At 73.2% G+C, this 24,893-nt stretch carries 22 protein-coding genes and 1 pseudogene; 10 read left to right on the plus strand and 13 right to left on the minus strand.

What is annotated here, in order from left to right:
* Nucleotides 1-6 precede the first annotated feature (6 nt).
* Both KME66_RS04505 and KME66_RS04510 read right to left on the minus strand, forming a co-directional pair.
* Nucleotides 7-384: pseudogene (locus KME66_RS04505) on the minus strand (response regulator transcription factor); the annotation flags it as partial.
* Between the two features lie 433 nt (nucleotides 385-817).
* Nucleotides 818-2,038, minus strand: a complete 1,221-nt coding sequence (locus KME66_RS04510) for a sensor histidine kinase (protein ID WP_216319192.1) — start codon at nucleotides 2,036-2,038, stop codon at nucleotides 818-820.
* Between the two features lie 145 nt (nucleotides 2,039-2,183).
* Here KME66_RS04510 and KME66_RS04515 point away from each other — a divergent pair, with 145 nt between their 5' ends.
* Nucleotides 2,184-2,387 (plus strand): hypothetical protein, encoded by a 204-nt coding sequence (locus KME66_RS04515; protein ID WP_216319196.1) that lies wholly within the window; start codon nucleotides 2,184-2,186, stop codon nucleotides 2,385-2,387.
* On the opposite strand, the gene KME66_RS04520 is transcribed toward KME66_RS04515, so the two are convergent.
* On the minus strand, nucleotides 2,377-3,318 hold the full coding sequence (locus KME66_RS04520) for a DMT family transporter (protein ID WP_216319199.1): 942 nt from the start codon (nucleotides 3,316-3,318) through the stop codon (nucleotides 2,377-2,379). The genes KME66_RS04515 and KME66_RS04520 overlap by 11 nt on opposite strands.
* Before the next feature lie 185 nt (nucleotides 3,319-3,503).
* On the opposite strand from KME66_RS04520, the gene KME66_RS04525 reads away from it, so the two are divergent.
* The 3 genes from KME66_RS04525 (at nucleotide 3,504) to KME66_RS04535 (ending at nucleotide 6,074) form a co-directional block, all read left to right on the plus strand.
* Complete coding sequence (locus tag KME66_RS04525) at nucleotides 3,504-4,145, plus strand: TetR/AcrR family transcriptional regulator (RefSeq protein WP_216319202.1); 642 nt, start codon at nucleotides 3,504-3,506, stop codon at nucleotides 4,143-4,145.
* 111 nt (nucleotides 4,146-4,256) lie between these two features.
* Entirely contained in the window at nucleotides 4,257-5,072 is an 816-nt protein-coding gene (locus KME66_RS04530) for an SDR family NAD(P)-dependent oxidoreductase (protein WP_216319205.1), read from the plus strand.
* 171 nt (nucleotides 5,073-5,243) lie between these two features.
* A complete protein-coding gene (locus KME66_RS04535) occupies nucleotides 5,244-6,074 on the plus strand; it encodes an aldo/keto reductase (RefSeq protein ID WP_216319208.1) in 831 nt (276 codons plus the stop codon).
* A 95-nt stretch (nucleotides 6,075-6,169) separates the two neighbouring features.
* Here the strand turns inward: KME66_RS04535 and alc are convergent, their stop codons facing one another.
* Together alc and allB are read right to left on the minus strand one after the other, a co-directional pair.
* Nucleotides 6,170-7,291 carry an allantoicase gene (gene alc / locus KME66_RS04540; RefSeq protein WP_216319210.1) on the minus strand — a complete coding sequence of 374 codons (1,122 nt, stop codon included), beginning with the start codon at nucleotides 7,289-7,291 and terminating at the stop codon, nucleotides 6,170-6,172.
* A gap of 193 nt (nucleotides 7,292-7,484) precedes the next feature.
* Nucleotides 7,485-8,828, minus strand: coding sequence for an allantoinase AllB (gene allB / locus KME66_RS04545; RefSeq protein WP_216319213.1), 1,344 nt, complete (start codon nucleotides 8,826-8,828; stop codon nucleotides 7,485-7,487).
* Nucleotides 8,829-9,178: 350 nt separating this feature from the next.
* Here allB and KME66_RS04550 point away from each other — a divergent pair, with 350 nt between their 5' ends.
* Nucleotides 9,179-9,982 carry an IclR family transcriptional regulator gene (locus KME66_RS04550; RefSeq protein ID WP_073221469.1) on the plus strand — a complete coding sequence of 268 codons (804 nt, stop codon included), beginning with the start codon at nucleotides 9,179-9,181 and terminating at the stop codon, nucleotides 9,980-9,982.
* A gap of 58 nt (nucleotides 9,983-10,040) precedes the next feature.
* On the opposite strand, the gene KME66_RS04555 is transcribed toward KME66_RS04550, so the two are convergent.
* Nucleotides 10,041-10,721: an ABC transporter ATP-binding protein gene (locus tag KME66_RS04555; protein ID WP_216319215.1), complete on the minus strand. Its 681-nt coding sequence runs from the start codon at nucleotides 10,719-10,721 to the stop codon at nucleotides 10,041-10,043.
* Nucleotides 10,718-11,797 (minus strand): ABC transporter permease, encoded by a 1,080-nt coding sequence (locus KME66_RS04560; RefSeq protein ID WP_216319218.1) that lies wholly within the window; start codon nucleotides 11,795-11,797, stop codon nucleotides 10,718-10,720. The genes KME66_RS04555 and KME66_RS04560 overlap by 4 nt, the downstream gene beginning before the upstream one ends.
* Nucleotides 11,798-11,907: 110 nt before the next feature.
* Here KME66_RS04560 and KME66_RS04565 point away from each other — a divergent pair, with 110 nt between their 5' ends.
* Together KME66_RS04565 and KME66_RS04570 are read left to right on the plus strand one after the other, a co-directional pair.
* The gene (locus tag KME66_RS04565; protein WP_253208230.1) at nucleotides 11,908-13,380 is read left to right on the plus strand and encodes a sensor histidine kinase; all 1,473 of its coding nucleotides are present in this window, start codon (nucleotides 11,908-11,910) and stop codon (nucleotides 13,378-13,380) included.
* Complete coding sequence (locus tag KME66_RS04570) at nucleotides 13,377-14,018, plus strand: response regulator transcription factor (RefSeq protein ID WP_216319221.1); 642 nt, start codon at nucleotides 13,377-13,379, stop codon at nucleotides 14,016-14,018. The genes KME66_RS04565 and KME66_RS04570 overlap by 4 nt, the downstream gene beginning before the upstream one ends.
* 140 nt (nucleotides 14,019-14,158) lie before the next feature.
* Here KME66_RS04570 and KME66_RS04575 read toward each other — a convergent pair whose 3' ends face one another.
* Nucleotides 14,159-14,461, minus strand: coding sequence for a DUF5955 family protein (locus tag KME66_RS04575; RefSeq protein ID WP_073221457.1), 303 nt, complete (start codon nucleotides 14,459-14,461; stop codon nucleotides 14,159-14,161).
* Nucleotides 14,462-14,676: 215 nt separating this feature from the next.
* Here KME66_RS04575 and KME66_RS04580 point away from each other — a divergent pair, with 215 nt between their 5' ends.
* On the plus strand, nucleotides 14,677-15,294 hold the full coding sequence (locus KME66_RS04580) for an NTP transferase domain-containing protein (protein WP_216319224.1): 618 nt from the start codon (nucleotides 14,677-14,679) through the stop codon (nucleotides 15,292-15,294).
* 286 nt (nucleotides 15,295-15,580) lie between these two features.
* On the plus strand, nucleotides 15,581-17,200 hold the full coding sequence (gene aceB, locus KME66_RS04585) for a malate synthase A (protein WP_216319227.1): 1,620 nt from the start codon (nucleotides 15,581-15,583) through the stop codon (nucleotides 17,198-17,200).
* 182 nt (nucleotides 17,201-17,382) lie between these two features.
* Here aceB and KME66_RS04590 read toward each other — a convergent pair whose 3' ends face one another.
* Nucleotides 17,383-18,375 (minus strand): fibronectin type III domain-containing protein, encoded by a 993-nt coding sequence (locus tag KME66_RS04590; RefSeq protein ID WP_216319230.1) that lies wholly within the window; start codon nucleotides 18,373-18,375, stop codon nucleotides 17,383-17,385.
* A gap of 158 nt (nucleotides 18,376-18,533) precedes the next feature.
* Between KME66_RS04590 and KME66_RS04595 the strand changes: the two genes are divergently transcribed.
* The gene (locus tag KME66_RS04595) at nucleotides 18,534-19,172 is read left to right on the plus strand and encodes a TIGR03086 family metal-binding protein (protein WP_073221444.1); all 639 of its coding nucleotides are present in this window, start codon (nucleotides 18,534-18,536) and stop codon (nucleotides 19,170-19,172) included.
* Between the two features lie 337 nt (nucleotides 19,173-19,509).
* Here the strand turns inward: KME66_RS04595 and KME66_RS04600 are convergent, their stop codons facing one another.
* From KME66_RS04600 to KME66_RS04615, 4 genes are all read right to left on the minus strand, one after another.
* Entirely contained in the window at nucleotides 19,510-20,193 is a 684-nt protein-coding gene (locus tag KME66_RS04600; protein ID WP_216319233.1) for an alpha/beta hydrolase, read from the minus strand.
* A 114-nt stretch (nucleotides 20,194-20,307) separates the two neighbouring features.
* Nucleotides 20,308-21,723 carry a nucleobase:cation symporter-2 family protein gene (locus tag KME66_RS04605; protein ID WP_253208231.1) on the minus strand — a complete coding sequence of 472 codons (1,416 nt, stop codon included), beginning with the start codon at nucleotides 21,721-21,723 and terminating at the stop codon, nucleotides 20,308-20,310.
* A 342-nt stretch (nucleotides 21,724-22,065) separates the two neighbouring features.
* Nucleotides 22,066-23,454: an 8-oxoguanine deaminase gene (locus tag KME66_RS04610; protein ID WP_216319240.1), complete on the minus strand. Its 1,389-nt coding sequence runs from the start codon at nucleotides 23,452-23,454 to the stop codon at nucleotides 22,066-22,068.
* A gap of 45 nt (nucleotides 23,455-23,499) precedes the next feature.
* A complete protein-coding gene (locus KME66_RS04615) occupies nucleotides 23,500-24,870 on the minus strand; it encodes a nucleobase:cation symporter-2 family protein (protein WP_216319243.1) in 1,371 nt (456 codons plus the stop codon).
* Nucleotides 24,871-24,893 lie beyond the last annotated feature (23 nt).

Here is a 24,893-nt window from a genome sequence, read left to right on the forward strand (position 1 = left end):
TGCCCCTCAGCGTAGGCGGCTTCCCCTCCCGTCGTCGGTGTCGAGGAGTCCCGCGTCGTGGACCAACAGTGCTATCTGGACACGGTTGTTGAGCCCGAGTTTGGCGAGAATCCGGGAGACGTGGGTCTTGACGGTGGCGACGCTGAGGTAGAGGGAGGCTGCGATCTCCGCGGTGGAGCCGCCTCCCCCGACGGCGACGGCGACCTCCTGCTCCCGTTCGGCGAGTTGGCCGAAACGCCTGCGTGCGCGGAGGGTTCGGTCGGCCCGACTGTCGGGCCCGCCACCGGCGGCGCGGGCCATCAACTGGCGGGTGACGGCGGGTGAGAGGACCGGGTCCCCGGCGGCGACCCGGCGGACGGCGTCGACGATCCGGGCCGGCGGGGTGCAGGCCGGGGGTATCGGGGGCGCCGGAGTGCTCATGACGGCCACCGTAGCCAGCCGGTGCGCGGTGCCGGAACGGCGGGCGTCGCGTGCTCCGGTACCGCAGACGTCACGCGCTCCCGTGCGGCCGGCGTCACGGGCTCCCGTACCGCAGACGTCACGCGCTCCCGTGCGGCCGGCGTCACGGGCTCCCGTACCGCAGACGTCACGCGCTCCCGTGCGGCCGGCGTCACGGGCTCCCGTACCGCAGACGTCACCCCCACCCGCACGACGGGCATCACCCGCACCCGCGCCGCAGGCACCGCCTGCTTCCCCGACGCAGACGTCACCCGCTCCCGCACGACAGGCATCACCCGCACCCGCACCGCCCGCTTCCCCACCGCAGGCATCGCCCGCTCCCGCACGACGGGCGTCACGCGCTCCCGCACCCCGGCGCTCACGCTGCGGGCCACGGCAGTCGGGCCCGGACCGCGAAGCCGCCGTCCTCCGTCGGGCCGTGCTCCAGCTGTCCCCCGGCGAGCGTGGCGCGTTCGGTGAGGCCGATGAGCCCCTGGCCGGAGCCGGGGACCCGTTCGAAGGGTTCGGTGGGGGCCGGGTTCACCACCTCGACGGTGAGACCGGCGCCGGGGCCGCCGGTCACGGTGAGCAGGACCTCGGTGCCGGGCGCGTGCTTCCGGGCGTTGGTGAGAGCCTCCTGGGCGATGCGGTAGACCGTGCGACCGGTCGCGGCCGGGGCGTCCTCGGGTTCGGCGACCCGGTTGTCGACGGCGACCTTCATGCCCGCGCTCCGGGATTCGGCGACCAGGGCGTCCAGCGTGGTGAGGGTGGGCTGCGGCCGGTGGGTCTCGTCGGTGTCGCCGGGGCCGCGCAGGACGCCGATGATCTCGCGGAGGTCCTGGAGTGCCTCGTGGGCGCTGTCCCGGATGACGCCGGCTGCCCGGCCGACCTCGGCGGCGGGGGCGTCGGGCCGGAACTCCAGGGCCCCGGCGTGCACGCTGAGCAGGGTCAGCCGGTGGGCCAGGACGTCGTGCATCTCGCGGGCGATGGCCTCCCGCGCCAGGCGCTGGGCCTGTTCGGCGCGCAGTTCCGCCTCCGCCTCGGCGCGGCGGGCCCGTTCGCGGAGGCTGACGACGAGCTGGCGCCGGGACCGTACGGCCATGCCCCAGCTGATCACCAGGAGGATCAGCAGGGTGCCGAAGACGAGCGAGGCGAGGAACGACGTCGTCGGGTCGGGGCGCAGGAACGGCTGCACGGGTACCAGGACCAGCGCGAGCGCACCGACGATCGCGACCGGCTTGAACGGGCGGTGCACGGCCAGGCTGAAGAGGGCGACCAGCAGAGCCCCGGCGGCCACGGGTTCGACGGCGGACACGAGGGTCAGGGCGACGGCGAGTCCGATGGGCCAGCGGCGCCGGAGCCAGAGGGCGCAGCACGCCAGCGCGCCGACGACCGAGTCCGCGAAGACGACGATGTCGGCCGTGGAGTCGTCGGCCTCGATCGTGCCGATGGCCAGCATGCCGATGCCCGCGGCGATGAGGAAGGCCGTGAGGTCGACGGCCCAGTCCCGCACGGTCCGCCGCGTCCGGATCCGGTCGTCCGGCAGCTCGGGGCCGGCCATCGCCGACGGGAGGAGCCAGCGGTACTCGGTGCGCGTCATGTCGACAAAGTTACGCAGCCGGACGGCCTGGCAGGGTTCCGATCGGCGTGGAAGCTACCGAAGTCGCACCTCGCGCTCCTTTCGGCGCGGGGAACCAGACCGATGGCCGACGCGGCGAGCCCGGGCTAGGCCGAAGGCTCGGCCCATGAAGAACATCGTCGAGACCATCGGGTTCCTCGTCTTCGTCCAGGGCGTGGGCGGACTGCTGTACGAATGGACGGGCTGGTTCCGGTTCTGGGCGCTGGTGCGCCACATCGACTTCCTCGGCGACCGGCTGCTGTTCGTCAGCATCGTGCTGATCGTGGCGGGGGCCGCCGTGATGATCGCGGCGGATTCGATCAGGACCTGATCCGCCGGACACCCCCGAGGGCGGCACGCCGCCCCCACGCGGTGCCCGCCAGCACGAGCACGGCCCCGGCCGCGCCCGGGGCGCCGAGCTGTTCCCCGCCGAGGCTGATCCCGACGGCGGCGGCCCACAGCGGCTCCGTTCCGAGCAGCAGGCCGACCCGGGACGGCGAGGTGCGCCGTACGGACCACATCTGCACGAAGAACGCGAACAGCGTGCAGAACACCGAGAGGAAGACCAGGCCCGCCCACTCCCGGGCGCCGAAGCCCGCGGCCGTGCTCCACGGTGAGGCGCCGGTGCCGGGGAGGGCGGCGAGGACGGCGAAGACCGCGACCGCGCTGCCGAGCTGGACGGTGGTCAGCGAGAGCGAGTCGGCGTCCCGCACCGCCTTGATCCGGGCCATGGCCAGGACGTGGACCGTACGGGCGAGGGCGGCGAGGAGCATCAGGAGATCGCCGCCCGAGGGGCTGGTGAACCCGGCGCCCTGGGTCAGCAGGACCACTCCGGCGACGGAGAGCCCGGCCGCGGCCACGAATCCGGCCGACGGGCGGACGCGGGTCACGGCGGCCTCGGCCAGCGGCGTGAAGATCATGGTCAGGCTGATGATCAGCCCGGCGTTGGTCGCCGAGGTGTGCACCACCCCGTACGTCTCCAGCAGGAAGATCCCGCTCAGCACCAGCCCGAGCACTCCGGCGCCCCGCCACTGCGCGGCGGTCAGCGCCCGCAGCTTGCGCCATCCGGCCGTCACGAGCACGGGCAGCACGATCGCGAAGCGCAGGACGAGGACGGCGACGACGGTATGGGACGTGGTGACGCCCTTGGCGGCGAGATAGCTCGCGCCCCAGACGGCGGCGACCGCCAGCACGGGCAGGTCGGTGACCCAGGCGGGGCGCGGGGAGACACTCCCCGCGGCGGGCACGGCGGCAGCGGACACCTGGTTCTCCCGGATTCTCCACGGAACGTGATGTGGAGACCTCGCCGGCTCGCACGCGGAGTGATCACGCTACCCGCCGGGTTCCCGGAAAGGGAACACCTGTCTCAGCGGTCGGATCGCTCCCGGGCGGCTCCCGCCGCTCCCTAGACTGACGCATCGGTAACGCTGAGGCACGGAGTGGTCACATGGTGTCGGTAAGGGCGGACGGGCGGGTCGAGCGGGGGAACCAGACGCGACAGCTGGTCCTGGGGCGGGCGGTGCAGATCGCGTCGGTCGAAGGTCTTGAGGGCCTGTCGCTGGGGCGGCTGGCCACCGAGCTGGGGCTGAGCAAGAGCGGGGTCTTCGCGCTGTTCGGCTCCAAGGAGGGGCTCCAGCTGGCCACCGTGCGGGGAGCGGTGGCCGTCTACGTCGACCATGTGCTGCGCCCGGCCCGGTCGGTGCCACCGGGGCTCGGGCGGGTGTGGCGGATGTGCGAGGCGTGGATCGCGTACTCCCGCGAGCGGGTGTTCCGGGGCGGCTGCTTCTTCTACGCCACCACCGCCGAGTTCGACGCCCGCAGCGGCCGGGTGCACGACGCCCTGGCGTCCGCGCAGACGGGCTGGGTGACCTTCGTGGAGGAGACGATCGAGGAGGCCAGGGCCGCCGGGGAGCTGGCCGGGGACACCGACGTGTGCCAGCTGGCGTTCGAGGTGATCGCCCTGCTGGAGCTGGCCAACGCCGAGTCGGTGCTGCAGAACAACACCCTCGGCTACGACAAGGCGGCCCGCGCCATCCTGGCCCGCCTGCGGGCGGCGGCGACGGACCCCGACCTGCTGCCGTTACGGTGAGCGGCCCCGGGCCGCCGTAGGTGTCCGATACCCGCCGGTGCGCGGGCCCCGGCGCGCGTTTGCTGGGGGGTGCCGTCGGAGCGACGGCACCCCCGTCAGCGAGGAACAGCCATGTCCAGCAACGCTTCCGGCACACCCACCGGAACCCGGTCCGCAACCGCTCCCGCCGCCGTTCCTGCCGCCGTTCCCACCGGTCGTGCGCCCCGGGCCGCCCTGGTCACCGGGGGCAGCCGGGGTATCGGCGCCGCGATCGCACTGCGGCTCGCCCGGGACGGCGCGGACGTCGCCGTCACCTACGTACAGGACGAGCAGGCGGCCCGCGCGGTCGCCGCGCGGATCGAGGGCTACGGCCGCCGGGGCGTCGCCCTGCGCTGCGACGCGGCGGACGCCGACGCGGCCGCCGACGCCGTGCACCGGGCGGCGGACGCGTTCGGCCGGCTGGACATCCTGGTCAACAACGCGGGCATCGGCATCCTCGGCCCGATCGCCGCGCTCGCCGGTCCTGACGTGGACCGGACGCTGACGGTGAACGTACGAGCGGTCTTCCTCGCCTGCCGGGCGGCGGCGGAGCGGCTGGCCGACGGTGGCCGCGTCATCTCCGTGGGTTCCGCTCTGAGCAGGTACACGGGCGGGCCCGGCTCCACCCTCTACGGGCTCAGCAAATCCGCGCTGACCGGGCTGACGAAGCCGCTCGCCCGGGAGCTGGGGCCGCGGGGCATCACCGTGAACGTGATCCAGCCGGGGGCCGTGGACACCGATCTCAACCCGGCCGACGGGCCGTTGGCGGAGGGGCAGCGCGCGGCGAACGCACTGGGCCGCTTCGGCACGACCGAGGAGATCGCCTCGCTCGTCGCCTACCTCGTGAGCGCCGAGGCGGGCTTCATCACGGGCACCGAGCTCGTCGTGGACGGCGGCCACGCGGCCTGAGCCCCGCCGCGACCGGGGCGCGCCCCTCCGGGGACCCGCCCGGCTCTTCCCCGCTCCGCCGCCCGGACGTACGCCGGGGCGCGCTCCCTGGCGTACGCCCGGCTGCCGCGTACCGGCGGCGCACCTACGCTGGCCGGGACGGGGCAGCGACGGGAAGGACAGGACCAGCACATGTCCGGTACACCGCTTCACACGCTCAACGACGGCACACCGCTCCCCGCGGTCGGGCTCGGCACCTACCCGCTGGACGACGCGGCGGCCGAGGAGGCCGTCGCCGGGGCGCTGGAGCTGGGCTACCGGCTGGTCGACACGGCCCTCGCCTACGGCAACGAGACCGGCACCGGCCGGGGCATCGCCCGCAGCGGCGTCCCCCGGGAGGAGGTCGTCGTCACCACGAAGGTGCCCGGCCGCCATCACGGGTACGAGGAGACACTAGCCTCGTTCGAGGAGTCACGGGCCCGCCTGGGCGTCGACTACGTGGATCTGTACCTGATCCACTGGCCGCTCCCCCGCGTCGACAGGTACGTGGAGACCTGGAAGGCGATGATCCGGCTCCGGGAGGACGGCCTCGTCCGCTCCATCGGCGTCTCCAACTTCACCGCCGCGCATCTGGACCGGCTGGAGCGGGAGACGGGGGTGCTGCCCTCGGTGAACCAGATCGAGATGCATCCGCTCCTCCCGCAGGAGGAACTGCGGGCGGTGCACGCGGCGAAGGGCATCGTGACGGAGAGCTGGAGTCCGCTGGCCCGGGGCCGGGAGGTGCTGGAGGACCCCTCGACCGTGGCGATCGCGGAGGACCACGGAGTGACGCCCGGCCAGGTGGTACTGCGCTGGCACACCCAGCTGGGCACGGTGCCGATCCCGAAGTCGGCGGATCCCGGACGGCAGCGCGAGAACCTCGATCTGTTCGGGTTCGAGCTGACGGAGCAGGAGTTGACGACGATCGCGTCCGGGCGGCAGCGGCGGTTCGGCGGCGACCCGGAGTCCCACGAGGAGTTCTGAGCACCCGCGGGGCCGACTCTCCTCGCGCGACGGCCGGCCGGGCGTACCGCCATCCCCCTGCGATCGCGGTGTGCCCGGCCGTTTCCGCCTCCGGGTCAGCCGCCGAGCTCCCGGTGACGGGCCGCGAGGGCGGCCGCGCCGTCGTCGGTGGGCGATCCGTACAGCCGGAGCCGGGAGATGCCGCCGTCCGGGAAGATGTCGATCCGTACGTGGGTGGCCCGGACTATCCCGTCGAGCACGAAGCGGTGGTTGGTGTCGGGCTGGAGACGGGTCCGGGGCAGGGCCTCGGTCCAGTCGCCCCCTTCGCCGTCCCGTACCGAGAGCGCGGCCCAGCCCGCCGCGTTGCCCTTGAGGTAGGCGGTGTCGATCTCCACGGCCCGGATGCCGGACCGCGTGGCGAGGCGGTAGCTGATCCAGTCGTTGCCCCGGTCGCGCCGGCGGCGGGTCTCCCAGCCGTCGTCCATCTTCCGGGAGCGGCCGGGCTGGATGGTGTTGGTGGCGGGGGAGTAGAAGCGGTCGGAGGCGTCCTCGACCCGGCCGCCGTTCTCCAGGGCCACGAGGTCGAACGTACCGAGGGCGGCGAGCCAGGCGGGGTCGGGGGCGACCTCTCCGTACACACGCAGCCGGGCGATCCCGCCGTCCGGGTGCTGGTTGACCCGCAGGTGGGTGAAGCGCTGCTCGGCGTCGACGGCGAACCCGTTGGCCGCGTGGCCGCCGACCGCCGTACGGGTGACGAGCGTCGTCCACTTCACGTCGGGGTCCAGGAGGTCCTCGGGGGACGGGGAGCCGGGCAGGGCGACGGCCTCGACGGAGACCGCCTGGGGGTAGTTGCCGCGGAAGTGGGCGGTGTCCAGGACGATGCCCCGGATGACGCCGGGTGCGCCGAGCCGGACGAGGGCCCAGTCGTGGTCGTCGGCGGTGGGGTGGGGTTCGGCGGCACTGACGCCTCGGCGGCGGCGGGTCTCCCAGCCGTCCATGATCTTGCCCTTGTGGCCGAAGTGCTCCGGGTCGAAGACGGCGGGTTCGGGCTTGAGGAGGTTCTCCCGCTCGGCGAAGAACTCGTCGTTGGCCGCGATGACGCCCGCCCCGAGGCGGCGGTCGGCGAGGTCGACGAGGTGGGCGAAGGGGAAGTCGGCGGTGCGGTGGTCGGCGTACGGGTCGCCGCCCGCGTAGGGGCTGGCGTCGCCGGTGAAGCGGGGTATCGAGGCGTCCGTCATGGTCGGGGGGTCCTTTCGGGCACGGTCGGGGGGCGCGTTCGCGGAGGGCCGGTGGGGTGCGGTTCCCGGTCCCGTTCCGGGGGGCCGGTGGGGCCGGTGGGGCCGGTGGGGCCGGTTCAGCGTCCCTCTCCGAGGAGGCGGCCGGGTGGGCTCGGGTCAGCGGTTCCGTTCGCGGAGGGGCCGTGGGCCCGGGTCAGCGGTCCCGTTCGAGGAGGCGGCCGGTGGGCTCGGCGAGGACGCCGTCGGAGACGATGCGGGCGCCGCGCAGCCAGCTGGAGCGGACCACGCCGTGCAGGGTCTTCCCGGCGTAGGCGGTGACCTGGTTGCGGTGGAAGAGCTCGGCGGGGTCGACGGTGAAGGTCGCCTCGGGCGCGAGGACCGCGAAGTCGGCGTCACGGCCGGCCTCGATGGCGCCCTTGCGGGTCAGCCCGGCGAGTTCGGCGGGGGCGGTGGACATCCAGCGGACCACGTCGTCGAGGGAGTGGCCGCGCCTGCGGGCCTCGGTCCAGATGGCGGGCAGGCCGAGCTGGAGGGAGGAGATGCCGCCCCAGGCGGAGGCGAAGTCGGGGGTCTTGAGGTCCGTGGTGCACGGGGAGTGGTCGCTGACGATGCAGTCGATGGTGCCGTCGGCGAGCCCGGCCCACAGAGTGTCCTGGTTGGCGGCCTCGCGGATCGGCGGGCAGCACTTGAACTCGGTGGCCCCGTCCGGAACCTCCTCGGCGGTGAGGGTGAGGAAGTGCGGGCAGGACTCGACGGTGACGCGGACGCCCTCGCGCTTGGCGGCGGCGATCAGCGGCAGGGCGTCGCTGGAGGAGAGGTGCAGGACGTGGATGCGGGCGTTCAGCCGCCTGGCGTGGGCGATGAGCCCCTCGATCGCGGTGTTCTCGGCGTCGCGCGGGCGCGAGGCCAGGAAGTCGGCGTAGGCGGGGCCGGGACGCTGCGGGGCGTCGGCCAGGTGGTGCGGGTCCTCGGCATGGACGATGAGCAGGCCGCCGAATCCCGCGATCTCGGCCATGGAACGGGCCAGCTGCTCCTGGTCCAGCTCCGGGAACTCCTCCACCCCGGAGGGCGAGAGGAAGCACTTGAAGCCGAAGACCCCGGCCTCGTACAACGGGCGCAGGTCCTTGACGTTGGACGGGATCGCACCGCCCCAGAAGCCGGTGTCGACGTGCGCCTTGGGGGCGGCGACCTGCTGCTTGGTCCGCAGGTGGTCGACGGTGGTGGTCGGCGGGAGGGAGTTGAGCGGCATGTCCAGGAGCGTGGTGATGCCGCCGGCGGCGGCCGCGCGGGTGGCGGTCCAGAAGCCCTCCCACTCGGTGCGGCCGGGGTCGTTCACGTGGACGTGGGTGTCGACCAGGCCCGGCAGCAGGACGTCGTCGCCGAAGTCCTCCAGACGGGCGCCCGCGGGCACGTCGGCGTCGTACGGCAGGACCGCGTCGATCGTCCCGCCCGCGACGGCGACCGCAGCCGGGCGGGTGCCCTCGGGGGTGACGACGCGCGTCGAGCGCAGTACCAGGTTCACGTCCACACCGGACACCTGTGCTCCTTCACTCCAGGATGATCACAACAGGAATTCAACGAACTGTTGAAGCTCCGATGGAGTCTTCACTCGACAAACGCCCTCGTCAAGACCCACCTTCCGGCACGGGGACCCGAGGGGCCACCTCTTCCACTCCGACTAGAGGTTTCCACAAAGTAAAAGTCATATTTCGAACTGCGGAACGTAGCATGGGCCAGGAGAGGCGGCGCCGAGCCGTCCGAACCGACCGGCGGCACCCGGACAAAACAGGCCCTGACCGGCACGGACGCCGACCGGGCAGCTGTGGGCCGCACCGGAACCGCCCGGTAGGCTGCTGCCTTGCCTTCCGCTTCGAAAGGACCGTTGACGTGCCGCCGTCCCACGCCAGCACAGCCGACTCCAAGCCCTCCGGTTCCAGCGGTGGGGTGCAGTCCCTTGAGCGCGCCTTCGATCTGCTGGAGCGGATGGCCGACGCCGGGGGCGAGGTCGGGCTGAGCGAGCTGTCCGCGAGCAGCGGTCTGCCCCTGCCGACCATCCACCGGCTGATGCGCACCCTGGTCGTCTGCGGGTACGTACGCCAGCAGCCCAACCGCCGCTACGCGCTGGGGCCCCGGCTGATCCGGCTCGGCGAGTCCGCCTCCCGGCTGCTCGGCACCTGGGCGAGGCCCTACCTCAGCCGACTGGTCGAGGAGACCGGCGAGACGGCGAACATGGCCCTGCTGGACGGGGACGAGATCGTGTACGTCGCCCAGGTGCCGTCCAAGCACTCCATGCGGATGTTCACCGAGGTCGGCCGACGCGTCCTGCCCCACTCCACCGGCGTGGGCAAGGCGCTCCTCGCGCACACCCCCGCCGACGAGGTCCGCGCGCTGCTGGCCCGTACGGGCATGCCCGCCGCCACGGAGAAGACGATCACCACGCCGGAGGGCTTCCTCGACGCCCTGGAACAGGTGCGCCGCGCCGGGTACGCGGTGGACGACAACGAACAGGAGATCGGGGTGCGGTGCCTCGCGGTCTCCGTACCGGACTCCCCCACCTCGGCCGCGATCTCCATCTCGGGCCCGGCGGGGCGGGTGACGGAGGCGGCCACGGAACGGATCGTGCCGATCCTCCAGCAGGTCGCGGGCGAGCTGTCCGAAGCCCTGGCGAGCAGCGGCGCGAACGGCGGCTGAATCGCGGGGCCGGCGGCGACACGGAGGCGCGGGGCGTGGGGTTTCGGACTTCGGCGTTTCAGACCTCGGCCGGGACCGTCAGCCGTCCGTCGTCCATCGTCACCGTCCGGTCCACCCGGTCCAGGTGCGCCCGGTCGTGCGTGACCAGCACCGTGGCGGTGGCGCGCTCCCGGGTCAGGGTGACCAGCAGGTCGAGCACGGCCCCGCCGCGTACGTGGTCGAGTGCGCTGGTCGGCTCGTCGACGAGCAGGACCGCCGGTTCGTTCATCAGGGCCCGCGCGATGTTGACGCGCTGGCGCTGACCGCCGGAGAGCTGGTGCGGCCGACGCTCCGCACGGTCGGCGAGCCCGACCGCGTCCAGCAGCTCCAGGGCCCGGCGCCGGGCACCGCGGGCGGTGCCCCCGGACAGGTGGCGCATGGCCTGGAGCTGTTCGGCCGCGGTGAGCGACGGCAGCAGGTTGGGCTGCTGGAAGACGATGCCGATCCGGTCCCGGCGCAGCGCCGCCCGCCCCGCGCGGCTCAGCCCCGCCGTCGGCGTCCCGGCCACGACGACCTCGCCGGAGTCCGGGGTGACCAGGGTGGCGGCGGCCGCGAGCAGGCTCGACTTGCCCGAGCCGGACGGCCCGACGACGGCGGTCAGCGTGCCCGGCGGGACGTCCAGCGAGACCCGGTCCAGGGCGGTGAGCCGGCCTTCGCCGTCCGGGTAGGTGAGGGTGACGTCGGTCAGGGTGAGCGTCATCGGGCACTCCCGAGTGCGGTGAGCGGGTCGACGGCGGTGATCCGCCGGACGGACAGGGCGGCCCCGAGCGCGCCGAGGGCGATCATCACGGCGGCCGGGACGAGGACGGTCGCCGGATCGAGGACGAACGGGACGGCTCCCCCGCCGATCAGGGCCCCGGCCCCGGCAGCGAGGGCGGCGCCCAGTCCCGTACCGAGGACGAGCATGACCACGGCCTGCCCCAGCGCGTCGCGCAGCAGGTACGGGGTCGACGCTCCGAGCGCCTTGAGCACGGCGACGTCGCCGCTGCGCTGGATCGTCCAGACGGTGAAGAACGCCCCGATGACGAGCGCGGAGATGGCGAAGAGGAAGCCGCGCATCAGTTGCAGGGAGCCGTTCTCCGCCTGGTAGGAGCCGATCGCGGCGAGGGAGTCGTCGAGCGGGAGCGTGCTGGTGCCCGCCGCCGCGTCTCCGGCGGCGAGGTCGACGCCGCCGGTGGTGGTCAGGGCGATCACGGTCGCCTGCTCGGCGGGCCCGGCGCCGTCGTGGCCGATCCGCTGCCAGTCGTCGAGGGTGGTCCACACGACGGGCGTGTGGCTGTACGAGGCGTCGGTGGCGACGGCGGCGACCTCGCGCTCGGTCCCGCCGAGCGCGATCCGGTCACCGGCGGCGGCGTCCAGCTCCTCGGCGGCCTTCGCGGAGAGCACGACCCGCCCGGGGCCGATCCCGTCCGGCCCGAGCGTGCCGTCCGGTTCGACGCCGAAGACCGACACGGCGCCGCTCCGCTCACCGGCGGTGGCGTTCAGGGTGCGGATGCCGACCGGCTGCGCGGCGTCGACCCCGGGCCGGGCGGCCCAGGCCCGCCAGGCGTCTTCCGGGACGGCCGAGTCGGCGAACGACTCCGCCTGCCCGTCCGGAGGTGCGGCGAAGGCCAGGTGGTCGGCGTCGAGGCCGGTGACGGCCGAGGTGTTCTCCCGGGCCAGCCCGGCGGTGAGGCCGGACAGCAGGCCCACGAGCAGCGTGATCAGCACCACGACCGAGCCCATGAGCGCGAACCGGCCCCTGGCGAAGCGGAGGTCTCTCCATGCGACGAACATGACCCCAGCGTCGTCGGGCGCGGCCGGGAGGACATCGCGCTGCGGACGGGCCCGGGATCAACCTTTCGATGGACCGGGGCCGAGGTCTCCGCGGCTACGCTGGACACACCATGGATTCGCGATCGCACACCCACGTCACGGCTGCCCTGCGGCTCTGTCTGCACGCCCTGCTGGCGGGGCTGCTGGCCCTGGTGGTGGTGCGCGCGGTCGGCGAGGGCGCTCCGGACACGGCGGCGGTCGTGTCGGTGACGCTGCTGACGGCGGCCGTGTACGCGGCGGGGGCGGCCCGGTCCTCCCCCGTACGGCCGGGAAGCGGTTCCCCGTCCGTACGGCCGGAGGCCTCCGGCGCTCGGCCGGGAAGTCCCTCCGTACGGCCGGACGGCTCGGGCACACGGCCGGGAGACTCGGGGACACGACAGGCAGACTCCGCTGCCCGGCCGGAAAACTCCGTCGCACGGCGGGGAAACCCCGTACAGCCGGGAACGCGGGCAGGGGCGTGGTGGCTGGCCGGGCTGTGGGCGCTGTGGGTCGTGCTGCTGGTGCTGTCGCCGGACGCCCTGTGGGTCGCCTTCCCGCTCTACTTCCTCCAGCTCCACTTCCTGCCGATGCGCTGGGCGCTGCCCGCCGTCGTGGTCACCGCGGCCGCCGCGATCACCAGCTTCGTCGTGCACCGGCAGGAGATCGAACCCGGTGCGTTCATCGGGCCGCTGATCGGCGCGGCGGTCGCCGTCGCCACCGTCCTCGGGTACGACGCCCTCTTCCGGGAGAGCGAACGGCGGCGGGAGCTGATCGTGGAGCTGGTCGCCACCCGGGCGGACCTCGCCGAGGCGGAACGCACCGCGGGGACGCTCGCCGAGCGCGAGCGTCTGGCCCGGGAGATCCACGACACCCTGGCGCAGGGGCTGTCCAGCATCCAGTTGCTGCTGCGCGCCGCCGAACGCTCGCTGCCCGAGGACGCCCCGGCGACCCCGCACGTCCGGGCCGCTCGCGAGGCGGCGCAGGCCAATCTCGCTGAGGCGCGCTCCTTCGTCCGGGCACTGACCCCGCCGGACCTGGAGCACGGGACACTGGCCGCCGCGCTGGAGCGGCTCTGCGCGCGGACGACCGCACCGGAGCTGACCGTCCGGTTCGCGGTGAGCGGCACCCCGGTGGAGCTGCCGACCCCGTACGAGGTGGCGCTGCTGCGGACCGCCCAGTCGGCGCTGGCCAACACGGTGCGCCACTCCCGGGCGCGTCGGGCGGAGATCACCTTGAGCTTCATGGACACCTCGGTGGCGCTGGACGTCGTGGACGACGGGCGGGGCTTCGACCCGTCACAGGCTCCGGTGCGCGAGCGGAGCAAGGGCGGCGACGGCGGCTTCGGGCTGCCGGCGATGCGGGCGCGCGCCGGATCGCTGGGGGGCGCGCTGAGCGTGGAATCGGCGCCGGGACAGGGGACCGCGGTGGCACTCACGCTGCCGCTGCCCGTCCCGGAAGCGGCAGAGGCAGAGGCAGAGGCAGAGGCAGAGGCAGCGTCAACGGCGCAGGAAGCCGGTGCGCGCACGGTCCCGGGCACCGCCGCGAACCCGGAGCGGGCCGCGTGAGCGCGGGCGGCGACGCGATCAGGCTGCTGCTCGCGGACGACCATCCGGTGGTCCGGGCGGGGCTGCGCGCGGTGCTGGACACCGAGCCGGACTTCCGGGTCGACGGCGAGGCCGCCACCGCCGAGGAGGCCGTCGCCCTGGCGGCGACGGGCGGCTTCGACGTGGTCCTGATGGACCTGCAGTTCCGTGCGGGGATGCACGGCTCCGAGGCCACGGCGACGATCACCGCAGCCCCGGACGGGCCCCGGGTCCTGATCCTCACCACCTACGACTCCGACGCGGACATCCTGGCGGCGGTCGAGGCCGGGGCGATCGGCTATCTGCTCAAGGACGCGCCGCCGCAGGAGCTGGCGGCCGCGGTACGGACGGCGGCGGCGGGACGTTCCGCGCTGGCGCCCTCGGTGGCGCACCGGCTGATGGACCGGATGCGCACACCGGCCGAGGCGCTGACGCGGCGCGAGCTGGAAGTCCTCCAGCTGGTCGGGGAAGGTCTGTCGAACCTGCGGATCAGCAAGCGGCTGTTCCTGAGCCAGGCCACGGTGAAGTCCCATCTGGTGCACATCTACGCCAAGCTGGGCGTCGACTCCCGAACGGCGGCGGTCGCGGCGGCCACCGCCCGCAGGCTCATCCGGCGCTGACGGGACCCGCCCGCAGACTCATCCAGCGCCGACAGGGCCCGCCCGCAGGCTCATCCAGCGCTTGCAGGGCCCGCCCGCAGGCTCATCCAGCGCTTGCAGGGCCCGCCCGGCGGATGAGGCGCGGACGTCCGGGCGGGCGGTCACCCGCGCGGCGGCTCGCCGAAGAGGTCGACCGCGTTGCGCACCTCGCGCAGGGCCGCCGCCACCGCGCTCACCGAGCCGATGGCGCCCGCGATCAGTAACAGGGAACGGCGCATACGGGGGATCTCCGGCACACCGCCGACGGCCATGGCGGCCAAGGCCGCCAGCTCGTCCTCGGCGATCGGCCGGTCGGGGAAGTCGATGCGGAGACCGGCCAGCTCCCGGCGCAGCCGCGAGACGGCTGTCCGCAGCTCGGCCACCCTCGGGTCCTCGCCGCTGCCGGTCAGCGGCTTGTGCCCCACGCTTCGCAACACAGCACTCCCCCTCGCACGTCCGTGTGCCGGTGTCTCCCCCCGTATCCGGGGTGGTGGCCAAGTCCCCGGGTTCGTCCGCAAGTTAACGCCATGACAGGCAGTGCGCGCCAGCCCACGGAAAGAAATCGGGGTTACCCCTGAGAGTGACATGCGTGTCGCATGTGCGAAGGGCGCAGTGGTATCCAGACCTCATGGTTGAGGACATGGCGAGGGACAGAGCGCGCGGGACGCGGAACCCCGAGGTCGCGGGGGTGCTGCTGGCCGCCGGAGGCGGCCGTCGGCTCGGCGGCCGCCCGAAGGCCCTGCTGGGGCACCGGGGTCGCCCGCTGGTCGAACACGCGGTGCGCTCCCTGCGCGACGGCGGCTGCGGCCCGCTGCACGTGGTGCTGGGGGCGGCGGCCGAGGACGTGCGGACCCGGGCGGATCTCACGGACTGTGCGGTGAGCGTGAACCCGGACTGGGAGCAGGGCATGGGCTCCTCGCTCCGGCTGGGCCTGGCGGCCCTGGCGGCGACGGACGCGGACGCGGCGCTCGTCCTTCTGGTCGACCAGCCGGGGATCGGCGCGGAGGCGGTGGCGCGGGTGCGGCTCGCGTACCGCTCGCGCATGAGCCTGGCGGCGGCCTCGTACGGCGGGGAACGGAGTCATCCGGTGCTGTTCGGGGCGGACCGGTGGACGGACATCTCGGCGGCGGCCGTCGGGGACCAGGGTGCGCGCGCCTATCTGCGGGAGCACCGTGATGCGATCACGCTCGTGGAGTGTTCGGATGTGGCCGAGGCGTACGACATCGACACCTCGCGGGACCTCAGGCACCTGGAGTGACCCCGGCCACTGCTCACGACGTCGCGGGGCCTCCGCCCGCCCCTCAACCGTGCGTGGCCGCGCTGGCACGCTGCGCCGCCGTCGGCCCGTTTCTGTCGACCCGGAGAATCTCGATATCAACAAACCATTGAACTTCCACCATGAGGAAACTACTATCCACTGGTCAGAAGCCCTCTGAACCTCAGACGGCACCCACGGCCGTATCTCGGAGCCATGGCACGCCGTGCCGTCCCAGGTGACCCGGCGGCCGTCGAGACGCCGCCGCCCGCTGAAGGAGTGACAGCTCATGTCCGCACCAGCGCCGTCCACGCTGGCCATCGTCGATGCCGAGCCCCTGCCCCGGCAGGATGAGGTCCTGACCGACGCGGCCCTCGCGTTCGTGGCCGAGCTGCACCGGCAGTTCACCCCGCGCCGCAATGAGCTGCTCGCCCGGCGCGGTGAGCGCCGCGCCGAGATCGCCCGCACCTCCACGCTGGACTTCCTGCCCGAGACGGCGGCGGTCCGCGCGGACGACTCCTGGAAGGTCGCGCCGGCCCCGGCCGCCCTGAACGACCGCCGGGTGGAGATCACCGGTCCGACCGACCGCAAGATGACCATCAACGCGCTCAACTCGGGCGCGAAGGTCTGGCTCGCCGACTTCGAGGACGCCTCCGCTCCCACCTGGGAGAACGTGGTCCTCGGCCAGCTCAACCTCTCCGACGCCTACGAGCGCCGCATCGACTTCACCGACCCGAGGTCCGGCAAGTCGTACGCGCTGAAGTCCGCCGACGAGCTGGCCACGGTCGTCATGCGCCCGCGCGGCTGGCACCTGGAGGAGCGCCACCTCCAGCTGGACGGCGTCTCCGTGCCCGGCGCCCTGGTCGACTTCGGCCTCTACTTCTTCCACAACGCGCAGCGGCTGATCGACCTCGGCAAGGGCCCGTACTTCTACCTGCCGAAGACCGAGTCGCACCTGGAGGCCCGCCTCTGGAACGACATCTTCGTCTTCGCCCAGGACTACGTCGGCATCCCGCAGGGCACGGTCCGCGCGACCGTCCTGATCGAGACGATCACCGCCGCGTACGAGATGGAGGAGATCCTCTACGAGCTGCGCGACCACGCCGCCGGGCTCAACGCGGGCCGCTGGGACTACCTCTTCTCCATCGTCAAGAACTTCCGTGACGGCGGCGCCAAGTTCGTCCTGCCGGACCGCAACGCGGTGACGATGACCGCCCCGTTCATGCGCGCGTACACCGAACTCCTGGTCCGCACCTGCCACAAGCGCGGCGCGCACGCGATCGGCGGCATGGCGGCCTTCATCCCCTCGCGCCGCGACGCCGAGGTCAACAAGGTGGCCTTCGAGAAGGTCAAGGCCGACAAGGACCGCGAGGCGAACGACGGCTTCGACGGCTCCTGGGTCGCCCACCCCGACCTGGTCCCGATCGCCCTGGCCTCCTTCGACGCGGTCCTCGGCGAGAAGCCCAACCAGAAGGACCGGCTGCGCGAGGACGTCTCGGTGGCCCCGGGCGACCTGATCGCCATCGACTCGCTCGACGCCAGGCCCACGTACGACGGCCTGCGCAACGCCGTCGCGGTCGGCATCCGTTACATCGAGGCCTGGCTGCGCGGCCTGGGCGCGGTCGCCATCTTCAACCTGATGGAGGACGCGGCCACCGCCGAGATCTCCCGCTCCCAGATCTGGCAGTGGATCAACGCGGACGTGGTCTTCGAGAACGGCGAGCACGCCACCGCGGACCTGGCCCGCAAGGTCGCCGCCGAGGAACTGGCCGCGATCCGCGAGGAGATCGGCGAGGAGACCTTCACCGCCGGCAAGTGGCAGCAGGCCCACGACCTCCTGCTCCAGGTCTCCCTGGACCAGGACTACGCGGACTTCCTGACCCTGCCCGCGTACGAACAGCTGCGCTGACCCGCCCCGTCAGGACACCAGCGCCACCGCCCCCGGCACCGCACAGCGCCGGGGGCGGTGGCGTTCACGGGTGAGGCCGGCCGCAGGGCTGCGGCTCCCTGCCCGAGCCGGACACCGGGAGAAGCCGTGACGCGGCTCGGCGCGCCGGGGGCGGGGAACCACCACGAGCCCGTCCGGGGATGTCAGTCCGTCAGGACCACCGTCCGCTGGGCCGAGAAGTCGCCCCACGTGCCGTCCGGGAGCTTGGCCCTGAGCTTCACCGAGTAGCGGGTGCCCACCGGGTCGGGGAGGTCGAGGCGGTAGGTGGCGCGGCCCTCGGGGGGCGTGCCGCCCCAGACGATGGTGGTGGTCAGCTTGCCGTTCATGTGGAGCTCGTAGGCGGGGATGGTCCCGCCCGTTTCGGGCTGGTCCCAGGAGAGGTCCAGGGTGAACACGCCGCCCGCCCTGCCGACTTCGGTCCGCAGGCCGGTGGGGGCGGTGCTCGCGGGGGCGCCCGGGGCGGACGCGGTGGTGAGGTCGAGGGCGTTGCTGTCGGCCGAGGACTTGTCGGAGGCGTCCCGGGCCCGGACGGTGAAGGTGTAGACGGTCCCCGGGCGCAGCCCCGTGAGCTTCGCCGTGGTCGCGGAGGCGGGGACGCTGTGGATCCGGGAGTCCTCCTGGTAGATGTCGTACGAGGTGACGCCGACGTCGTCCGTGGCCGCATCCCAGGTGAGGGTGGCTCCACGGCTGCCGTCCGCACGGCCCGTCAGCTTCGCCGGGGCGGTGGGCGGCTCGTCGTCCTCGGGCGGGGTGGCCCGGGTGGTCACGGGGACGGCCTTGCTGAGCTCGGAGAGGTTCCCGGCCGCGTCCTTGGCCCGGACGCTGAAGGTGTAGTCCGTCGAGGCCGCCAGACCGTCGACGTCGATCATGGTCTTTGTCACCGGGACGCTCTTGACCTTGGCCTTTCCCCGGTAGACCTCATAGCCGGCGACCTTCTCGTCGGCGGGGGCCGCCTTCCACATCACGTGCACCGAGGTGGAGCTGCTGGCCTGGGCGGTCACGTTCTGCGGGATGCCGGGCGGCTGGGTGTCGGCTTCGGCGGTACCACCGCAGGCGGAGAGGAGGGGGGCGAGGAGCAGGGCGGAGCAGGCCAACGCGGCAGATACGTGGGGGCGTTGCACGATGGTGCCTTCCATCCGGACAGCAATGGTCCAGACCTGTATGGCATGGCGTGGGGCCCTCCGACAAGAGTCCGGCCGGGAACCTTCCGCTATGTGCCGGGTTGTGTCGCCCGCCCCGCGGCCCCGGCGTCCGTCGACCGATGAGATTCCGGCGGTGGAGGGGTCATCCCTGTATGGATACGCATCAGACCCCCGTGCCGGCCACGCCCGCGACCGCCGCGCCGGCCACCCGCCTTCCGGACCTGGGACCGGCGGCCCGGCGGATCACCGCACTGCTCGGGCCGGTCGACGACAGCTCCCTGGACGGCCCCACCCCCTGCCCCGCGTACGCCGTACGGGAGCTGCTCGGCCATCTCACCGGGCTGGCCACCGCCTTCCGCGACGCGGCCCGCAAGGACCTCGGGCCGAGCACGGCCACGCCTCCCGACGCGGCCCTCCCCGTGCTGGAGGACGACTGGCGCGAGGCCCTTCCCCGGCGGCTGGAGGAGGTGGCGGCGGCCTGGCGGGCGCCCGACGCCTGGACGGGCATGACCCGGGCGGGCGGGATCGACCTGCCCGGTGAGGTGGCCGGGGTCGTCGCGCTCAACGAGCTCGTGATCCACGGCTGGGACCTGGCCCGCTCGACCGGGCAGCCGTACGCGGCGGGCGAGGCCGAGCTGCGGTCCTGCGAGGCGCTGCTCGCTCCGGACGCGGACGACCCGGACCGCGGGGGCATCTTCGCGCCGCCGCTGCCGGTGGCGGCGGACGCCCCACTGCTGGACCGCGTGATCGCGCTGAGCGGCCGACGCCCGGACTGGCGGCCGGGCGGCTGAAGGGCAGCCGCCACGGCGCGGACCGGGCGGCACGGCCGGTTTCGTACGCGGCGCGGACCGGGCGGCAGCGCCGGTTCCGTACCCGGCGCGGACCGGGCGGCAGCGCCGGTTCCGTACCCGGCGCGGACCGGGCGGCACCGCGGGTTCCGTACGCCGCGTGGACCGGGCGGCAGCACACGTTCCGTACGCCGAGTGGGCGGGCGGGACCGGCCCGCCGGATCGCTCGCCGCTGACCGCCGCGCGCGGCCGCGCCTCTGCGCACTGGTGCCCCCGCGCACGGTCTCCCCTGCGCACGGGCGTTCCCGCGCGCACCAAGCGCACCGGGCGCGGGAGCCGCTCAGCTGGTGAAGAACTCCGTGATCTGCGCGGCCACCTGGTCCGCCCGGGTCTCGTGCACGCGATGGCCGCCCGGGACCGTGATCAGGCGGCAGTCCGGGACGAGGGCGGCCACGTCCGCCTGGCGGTGCTGTGCCATCCCGCTCTCCGGGCCCCCGGTGATGACCAGGGTCGGGGAGACGATGTCGCCGAGGTGCTCAGCCGCGTCCGGACCGGGGTCGGCGAGCTGGTCGTGGACGGCGGGCACCGCGTTCTCGTCGTGGTCCACCGGGCCCTCGGCGCGGCCGGCCGGGCCCGGGTCGCCGGGGAACGGGGCCGGGGTCTCCACCAGCACCAGCCGCTCCACCCGGTCGGAGTGCTCCTGGGCCACCAGCCGGGCGACGACGCCGCCCATGCCGTGGCCGACGAGCCCGACGCGGTCCAGCTCCAGTTCGTCGAGGAAGCCCACGACGTCCTCGGCCATCAGCTCCAGGCCGTAGTCGTCGGGCCAGTCGCTCTCGCCGTGGCCGCGCAGGTCCAGGGCGTAGACCCGCCACTCCCGGCCCAGCAGGGCGCCGGCCGCCTCCCAGTGCGCGGCCGAGTCTCCGAGGCCGTGCAGCAGCACGACGGGCGAGCCGAACGCATCGCCCCAGGCCCGGTACGCGAGGCGCACGTCGCCGACATCCACAACAGACTGGTCTTCCATGCCCCTGACGCTACCGCCGGCGGGCGGCCGTCCGCGCCGCGGCCCCCGCCCCGGACGCGCGCCGGCCCGGCGGGACCGTGCGGGGTCCCACCGGGCCGCTGTCAGGGGCGAGGGTCAGTGGACGCCCACCCCGGCGGCCGCCGGCACCACGTGTTCGCCGGGCTGCTGCTCCTCGTCCGCCGCGTCCGGCTTGCGGCCGACGTGGTTGAAGGCGAGGTTGAGCACGATCGCCACCACACAGCCGGTGGAGATGCCCGAGTCGAGGACGACCAGGAGGTCCTCGGGGAAGGCGTGGTAGAACTGCGGCGCGGCGATCGGGATCAGGCCGATACCGAGCGAGGCCGCGACGATCAGCGCGTTCTCGCCCTTCTCCATGGCGGCGGTGGCCAGGGTCTGGATGCCGCTGGCCGCGACCGTGCCGAACAGGACGATGCCCGCGCCGCCGAGCACCGGCAGCGGTACGAGCGCGATGACCGAGGCGGCGACCGGGACCAGGCCGAGCACGATCAGGATGCCACCGCCCACCGCGACGACGAAGCGGCTGCGGATCCTGGTCATGGCGACGAGGCCGACGTTCTGCGCGAAGGCGCTGCACATGAAGCCGTTGAACAGCGGGCTGACGGCACTGCCGAGGGTGTCGGCGCGCAGACCGCCCTCGATGATCTTCTCGTCCGCCGGGCGTCCGACGATCTTGCCGAGGGCCAGCATGTCGGCCGTGGACTCGGTCATGCAGACGAGCATCACGATGCACATGGAGATGATGGCGGCGACCTCGAACTGCGGGGCGCCGAAGGCGAACGGGGTCGGGAAACCGACCACGTCGGCTTCCTTGATGGCCCCGAAGTCGGTGATTCCGGCGGGGATGGCGATGAGCGTGCCGACGACCAGCCCGAGCAGGATCGCGATCTGCTGGAGGAAGCCGCGCAGCAGCTTGCGCAGGGCGAGCACGATGACCAGGGTCACGGCGGCCATGGTGATGTTGGTCATCGAACCGTAGTCGTCGGCCGCGGCATTGCCGCCCTGGGACCAGTTGAAGGCGACCGGGAGGAGCGACACGCCGATCAGGGTGATCACGGTGCCGGTGACGACGGGCGGGAAGAAGCGGACCAGTTTGCAGAAGTACGGGGCGAGGACGAAGCCCAGGAGACTGGCGACGATGATCGCGCCGAAGATGACGGCTATCCCGTCGTGTCCCCGGTCCTTGCCTATCGCGATCATCGGGGCGACCCCGGCGAACGAGACGCCGTTGACGAAGGGCAGCCGGGCGCCGACCTTCCAGAATCCGATGGTCTGGAGCAGGGTGGCGATCCCCGCGGTGAAGAGGCTCGCTCCCATCAGGAAGGCGGTCTCCTTGGCGGTGAGGCCGACCGCCGGCCCCACGATGAGCGGCGGGGCCACCACGCCCGCGTACATGGCGGCCACGTGCTGGAGGCCGCTGGTGAACATCTTGAGTGGGGGAAGGGTCTCGTCGACCGGATGCTTCCGGCCGTCACCTGCTGCTTCCGCCTCGGTGACGGTGTCGTCCGTCACGTCGGGGGCGGCTGCGTCTGCGTCTTTGCGAAACCTGGGCTTAGCGGCCACGGCGGTTCCTCCGGTCGGTTACACGTCGTCGGCGACGTGGGGTTCAGGGAGGTGGTGCGTTAGTGGTGCGGCGGAGCTTGCGGCTCTCTCAGGTGGTGCAGGTGGTGCAGAGGGGGGTGCGGGAAGGGGCGCGCACGGGGGTGTGTGCGGGCAGCGTTCATCACCGGTCCGGCGGGCGCTCACCGTGGGGTGCGCGTCCGCCGGACCGGCTGCCGTGGACCCCGCTCGGGTCCACGGCGGCCGGTCTCGGGCCGTCCCCCCAGACCGGCCGGTCGGGGATGTCGCGCGGAATCAGGCTCCGGCGGCGATCTGCGCGAGGCGGCGGGCCTCGTCGCGGGTGACACGGGCGATGGCGTCCTCGTCCACCGTGGTGAGGTGGTCGCCCTCGACAACCGGCTTGCCGTCGACGAGGGAGAGGGTCACCGGGGCGGCCGCGCCGAAGATGAGCGCGGTCACCGGGTCGGCGATCGAGGAGTGGGCCAGGGTGTCCAGCTTCCACAGGACGAGGTCGGCGAGCTTGCCGGCCTCCAGGGAGCCGATCTGGTCGGCGCGGCCCAGGACCTGGGCCCCGCCGAAGGTCCCGAGGCGCAGGGCCTGACGGGCGTTCAGGGCGGCCTCGCGGTGGGCGCCGAGGCGGTTGATGAGCAGCGCGTTGCGCAGCTCGGTGTGGAGTTCGCCGGACTCGTTGGAGGCGGTGCCGTCCACGCCCAGGCCGACCGGTACCCCGGCGGCGAGCATGTCGGGCACCCGGGCGATACCGGCGGCGAGGCGGGCGTTGGAGGACGGGCAGTGGGCGACACCGGTTCCCGTACGGGCGAAGGCGGCGATGTCCGCGTCGTTCATGTGGACGCAGTGGGCCATCCACACGTCGGCGCCGAGCCAGCCGGTCGACTCGAAGTACTCGGTCGGGCCCATCCCGAACAGTTCCTTGCAGAACTGCTCCTCCTCGACGGTCTCCGAGCCGTGGGTGTGCAGGCGCACACCCTTGCGGCGGGCCAGCTCGGCGCCCTGGCGCATCAGTTCGGTGGAGACCGAGAACGGCGAGCAGGGTGCGACGGCGACCTGGGTCATGGCGTCGAAGGAGGCGTCGTGGTGGGCGTCGATCGTCGCCTCGGTGGCGGCGAGCGCGCCGTCCAGGGTCTCGACGGCGAAGTCCGGGGGCAGGCCGCCGTCCTTCTCGCTGCGGTCCATGGAGCCCCGGGCGAGGGTGAACCGTACGCCCATCTCACGGGCGGCCCCGATGATGGCGCCGGACAGGTCGCCGGAGCCCTTCGGGAAGACGTAGTGGTGGTCCATGGCGGTGGTGACACCGCCGCGGGCCATCATGGCGAGCGAGCCCTGCGCGGCGGCGCGGGCCATCGGCTCGTCGATGCGCGCCCAGGTCGGGTAGAGGGCGACCAGCCAGTTGAAGAGGTTGTGGTCGGTGGCCAGGCCCCGGGTGATCCACTGGTAGAAGTGGTGGTGGGTGTTGACCAGGCCGGGGGTGGCGAGGTGCCCGGTGGCGTCGATGCGCCGGACGACACCGCTCAGGCCCTCCGGGGCCTTGCCCGCGCCGACGGACTCGATGCGGTTGTCCGCCACGACGATGTACCCGGAGGCGTACTCCGTGTCGTGGGCGTCGACGGTGGCGATCGAACAGTTCTCGATGACGATGCGCTGAGGGTCTGCCGAGGCTGCCATGGCGCTTCCTTCTTCTCTCTGTGGCGATGTGGGCACGGCAGGACCCTAGGAGGATTTGAGTGCCACAGCGTTGCGGCTGTGGGTGCCGAGATGGTGGAAGAACAGGTTGAGCACGACCGCGACCAGTGCTCCCGCGCTGATCCCGGAGCCCAGGACGGTCTGCGCCCAGGCCGGGAACCCGGCGTAGAAGGCGGGCGCGGCGAGCGGGATGATGCCCGCGCCGAGCGCCACGGCCACCAGGATGATGTTGGAGCTGTCGTCGAGGCCCGCTTCGGAGAGCGTGCGGATGCCGCTCACGGCGATGGAGCCGAAGAGGACGATGCCGGCACCGCCGAGGACGGGCATCGGGACGAGTGAGACGACCGCGCCGAGCACCGGGAAGGCGCCGAGGATCAGCAGGACTCCGCCCGCCGCCGCGACGACGTACCGGCTGCGGACGCGGGTCAGCGAGACGACACCGACGTTCTGGGCGAAGGCGCTGGTGGGAAAGGAGCCGAAGACCGGCCCGAGGAGGGTGGCGATCCCGTCGGTGCGGCGGTCGCAGATCTCGCCGAGGGCGAGCATTCCGGCCGAGGACTCCGTCATCAGCACGAGCATGACGATGCAGAGCGAGAGGATCGCGGCGGGCTGGAACTCCGGTGCGCCGAAGGCGAAGGGGGTCGGCAGGGCGGCGAGCGGTGCGGACCTCAGCGCGGAGAAGTCGGCGAGTCCGAACGGGATCGCGGCCAGCGTGCCCACGAACATACCGGCCAGCAGCGCGACTTGCTTGAGGAAGCCGCGGCCGAAGCGCTGGACGAGCAGGATGACGACGAGGGTGAAGGCGGCCAGCGCCAGGTACTTCATGGCGCCGAAGTCCTCGGCGGTGGCGTCGCCGCCCTGGGCCCAGGCGACGGGCACGGGCATGAGGGTGACACCGATGAGGGTGATGACCACGCCGGTGACGAGTGGCGGGAAGAAGCGCAGCAGCCTGCCGAAGAAGGGGCCGACGGCCAGGCAGAAGGCTCCGGCGACGAGCACCGCCCCGTAGATGGCGGGGAGTTGGTGGCCCGGTGCGCTGGTCTCGGCGATGGCGAGCATCGGCGCGATGCCGGCGGATGAGGCGGCGTTGACGAAGGGGAGGCGGTTGCCGGCGAACGCGCCGACGCCGAGGGTCTGGAGGAGGGTGGCGAGTCCGGCGATCAGGAGGCTCGCGGCGATGAGCCGGGTCATTCCGGCGGCGTCCAGGCCGACGGCCTGGCCGATGATCAGCGGAGGGGTGACGACGCCCGCGTACATGGCGGCGATGTGCTGGAGGGCCGCGGGGAGGAGCCGCGCGGCGGGAAGCTTCTCGTCGACCGGGTGGACTGCCGTGCCGGCGAGGGATTTCGAGGGGGCTGTGCCTGGGCCTTCGGCCGGCCCCGTTGCAGGCTGTGCCATGGGTGTTCCCTCCGGGATGACCG

The organism is Streptomyces sp. YPW6, assembly GCF_018866325.1.
GTDB lineage: Bacteria > Actinomycetota > Actinomycetes > Streptomycetales > Streptomycetaceae > Streptomyces.

What these genes read in the sequence shown, in the direction of transcription:
- KME66_RS04510 (WP_216319192.1), bottom strand. Translation starts at nt 2,038, where the DNA reads ATGACGCGCACCGAGTACCGCTGGCTCCTCCCGTCGGCGATGGCCGGC.
- KME66_RS04515 (WP_216319196.1), top strand. Translation starts at nt 2,184, where the DNA reads ATGAAGAACATCGTCGAGACCATCGGGTTCCTCGTCTTCGTCCAGGGC.
- KME66_RS04525 (WP_216319202.1), top strand. Translation starts at nt 3,504, where the DNA reads ATGGTGTCGGTAAGGGCGGACGGGCGGGTCGAGCGGGGGAACCAGACG.
- KME66_RS04530 (WP_216319205.1), top strand. Translation starts at nt 4,257, where the DNA reads ATGTCCAGCAACGCTTCCGGCACACCCACCGGAACCCGGTCCGCAACC.
- KME66_RS04535 (WP_216319208.1), top strand. Translation starts at nt 5,244, where the DNA reads ATGTCCGGTACACCGCTTCACACGCTCAACGACGGCACACCGCTCCCC.
- alc (WP_216319210.1), bottom strand. Translation starts at nt 7,291, where the DNA reads ATGACGGACGCCTCGATACCCCGCTTCACCGGCGACGCCAGCCCCTAC.
- KME66_RS04555 (WP_216319215.1), bottom strand. Translation starts at nt 10,721, where the DNA reads ATGACGCTCACCCTGACCGACGTCACCCTCACCTACCCGGACGGCGAA.
- KME66_RS04560 (WP_216319218.1), bottom strand. Translation starts at nt 11,797, where the DNA reads ATGTTCGTCGCATGGAGAGACCTCCGCTTCGCCAGGGGCCGGTTCGCG.
- KME66_RS04565 (WP_253208230.1), top strand. Translation starts at nt 11,908, where the DNA reads ATGGATTCGCGATCGCACACCCACGTCACGGCTGCCCTGCGGCTCTGT.
- KME66_RS04580 (WP_216319224.1), top strand. Translation starts at nt 14,677, where the DNA reads ATGGCGAGGGACAGAGCGCGCGGGACGCGGAACCCCGAGGTCGCGGGG.
- aceB (WP_216319227.1), top strand. Translation starts at nt 15,581, where the DNA reads ATGTCCGCACCAGCGCCGTCCACGCTGGCCATCGTCGATGCCGAGCCC.
- KME66_RS04590 (WP_216319230.1), bottom strand. Translation starts at nt 18,375, where the DNA reads ATGGAAGGCACCATCGTGCAACGCCCCCACGTATCTGCCGCGTTGGCC.
- KME66_RS04595 (WP_073221444.1), top strand. Translation starts at nt 18,534, where the DNA reads ATGGATACGCATCAGACCCCCGTGCCGGCCACGCCCGCGACCGCCGCG.
- KME66_RS04600 (WP_216319233.1), bottom strand. Translation starts at nt 20,193, where the DNA reads ATGGAAGACCAGTCTGTTGTGGATGTCGGCGACGTGCGCCTCGCGTAC.
- KME66_RS04610 (WP_216319240.1), bottom strand. Translation starts at nt 23,454, where the DNA reads ATGGCAGCCTCGGCAGACCCTCAGCGCATCGTCATCGAGAACTGTTCG.
- KME66_RS04615 (WP_216319243.1), bottom strand. Translation starts at nt 24,870, where the DNA reads ATGGCACAGCCTGCAACGGGGCCGGCCGAAGGCCCAGGCACAGCCCCC.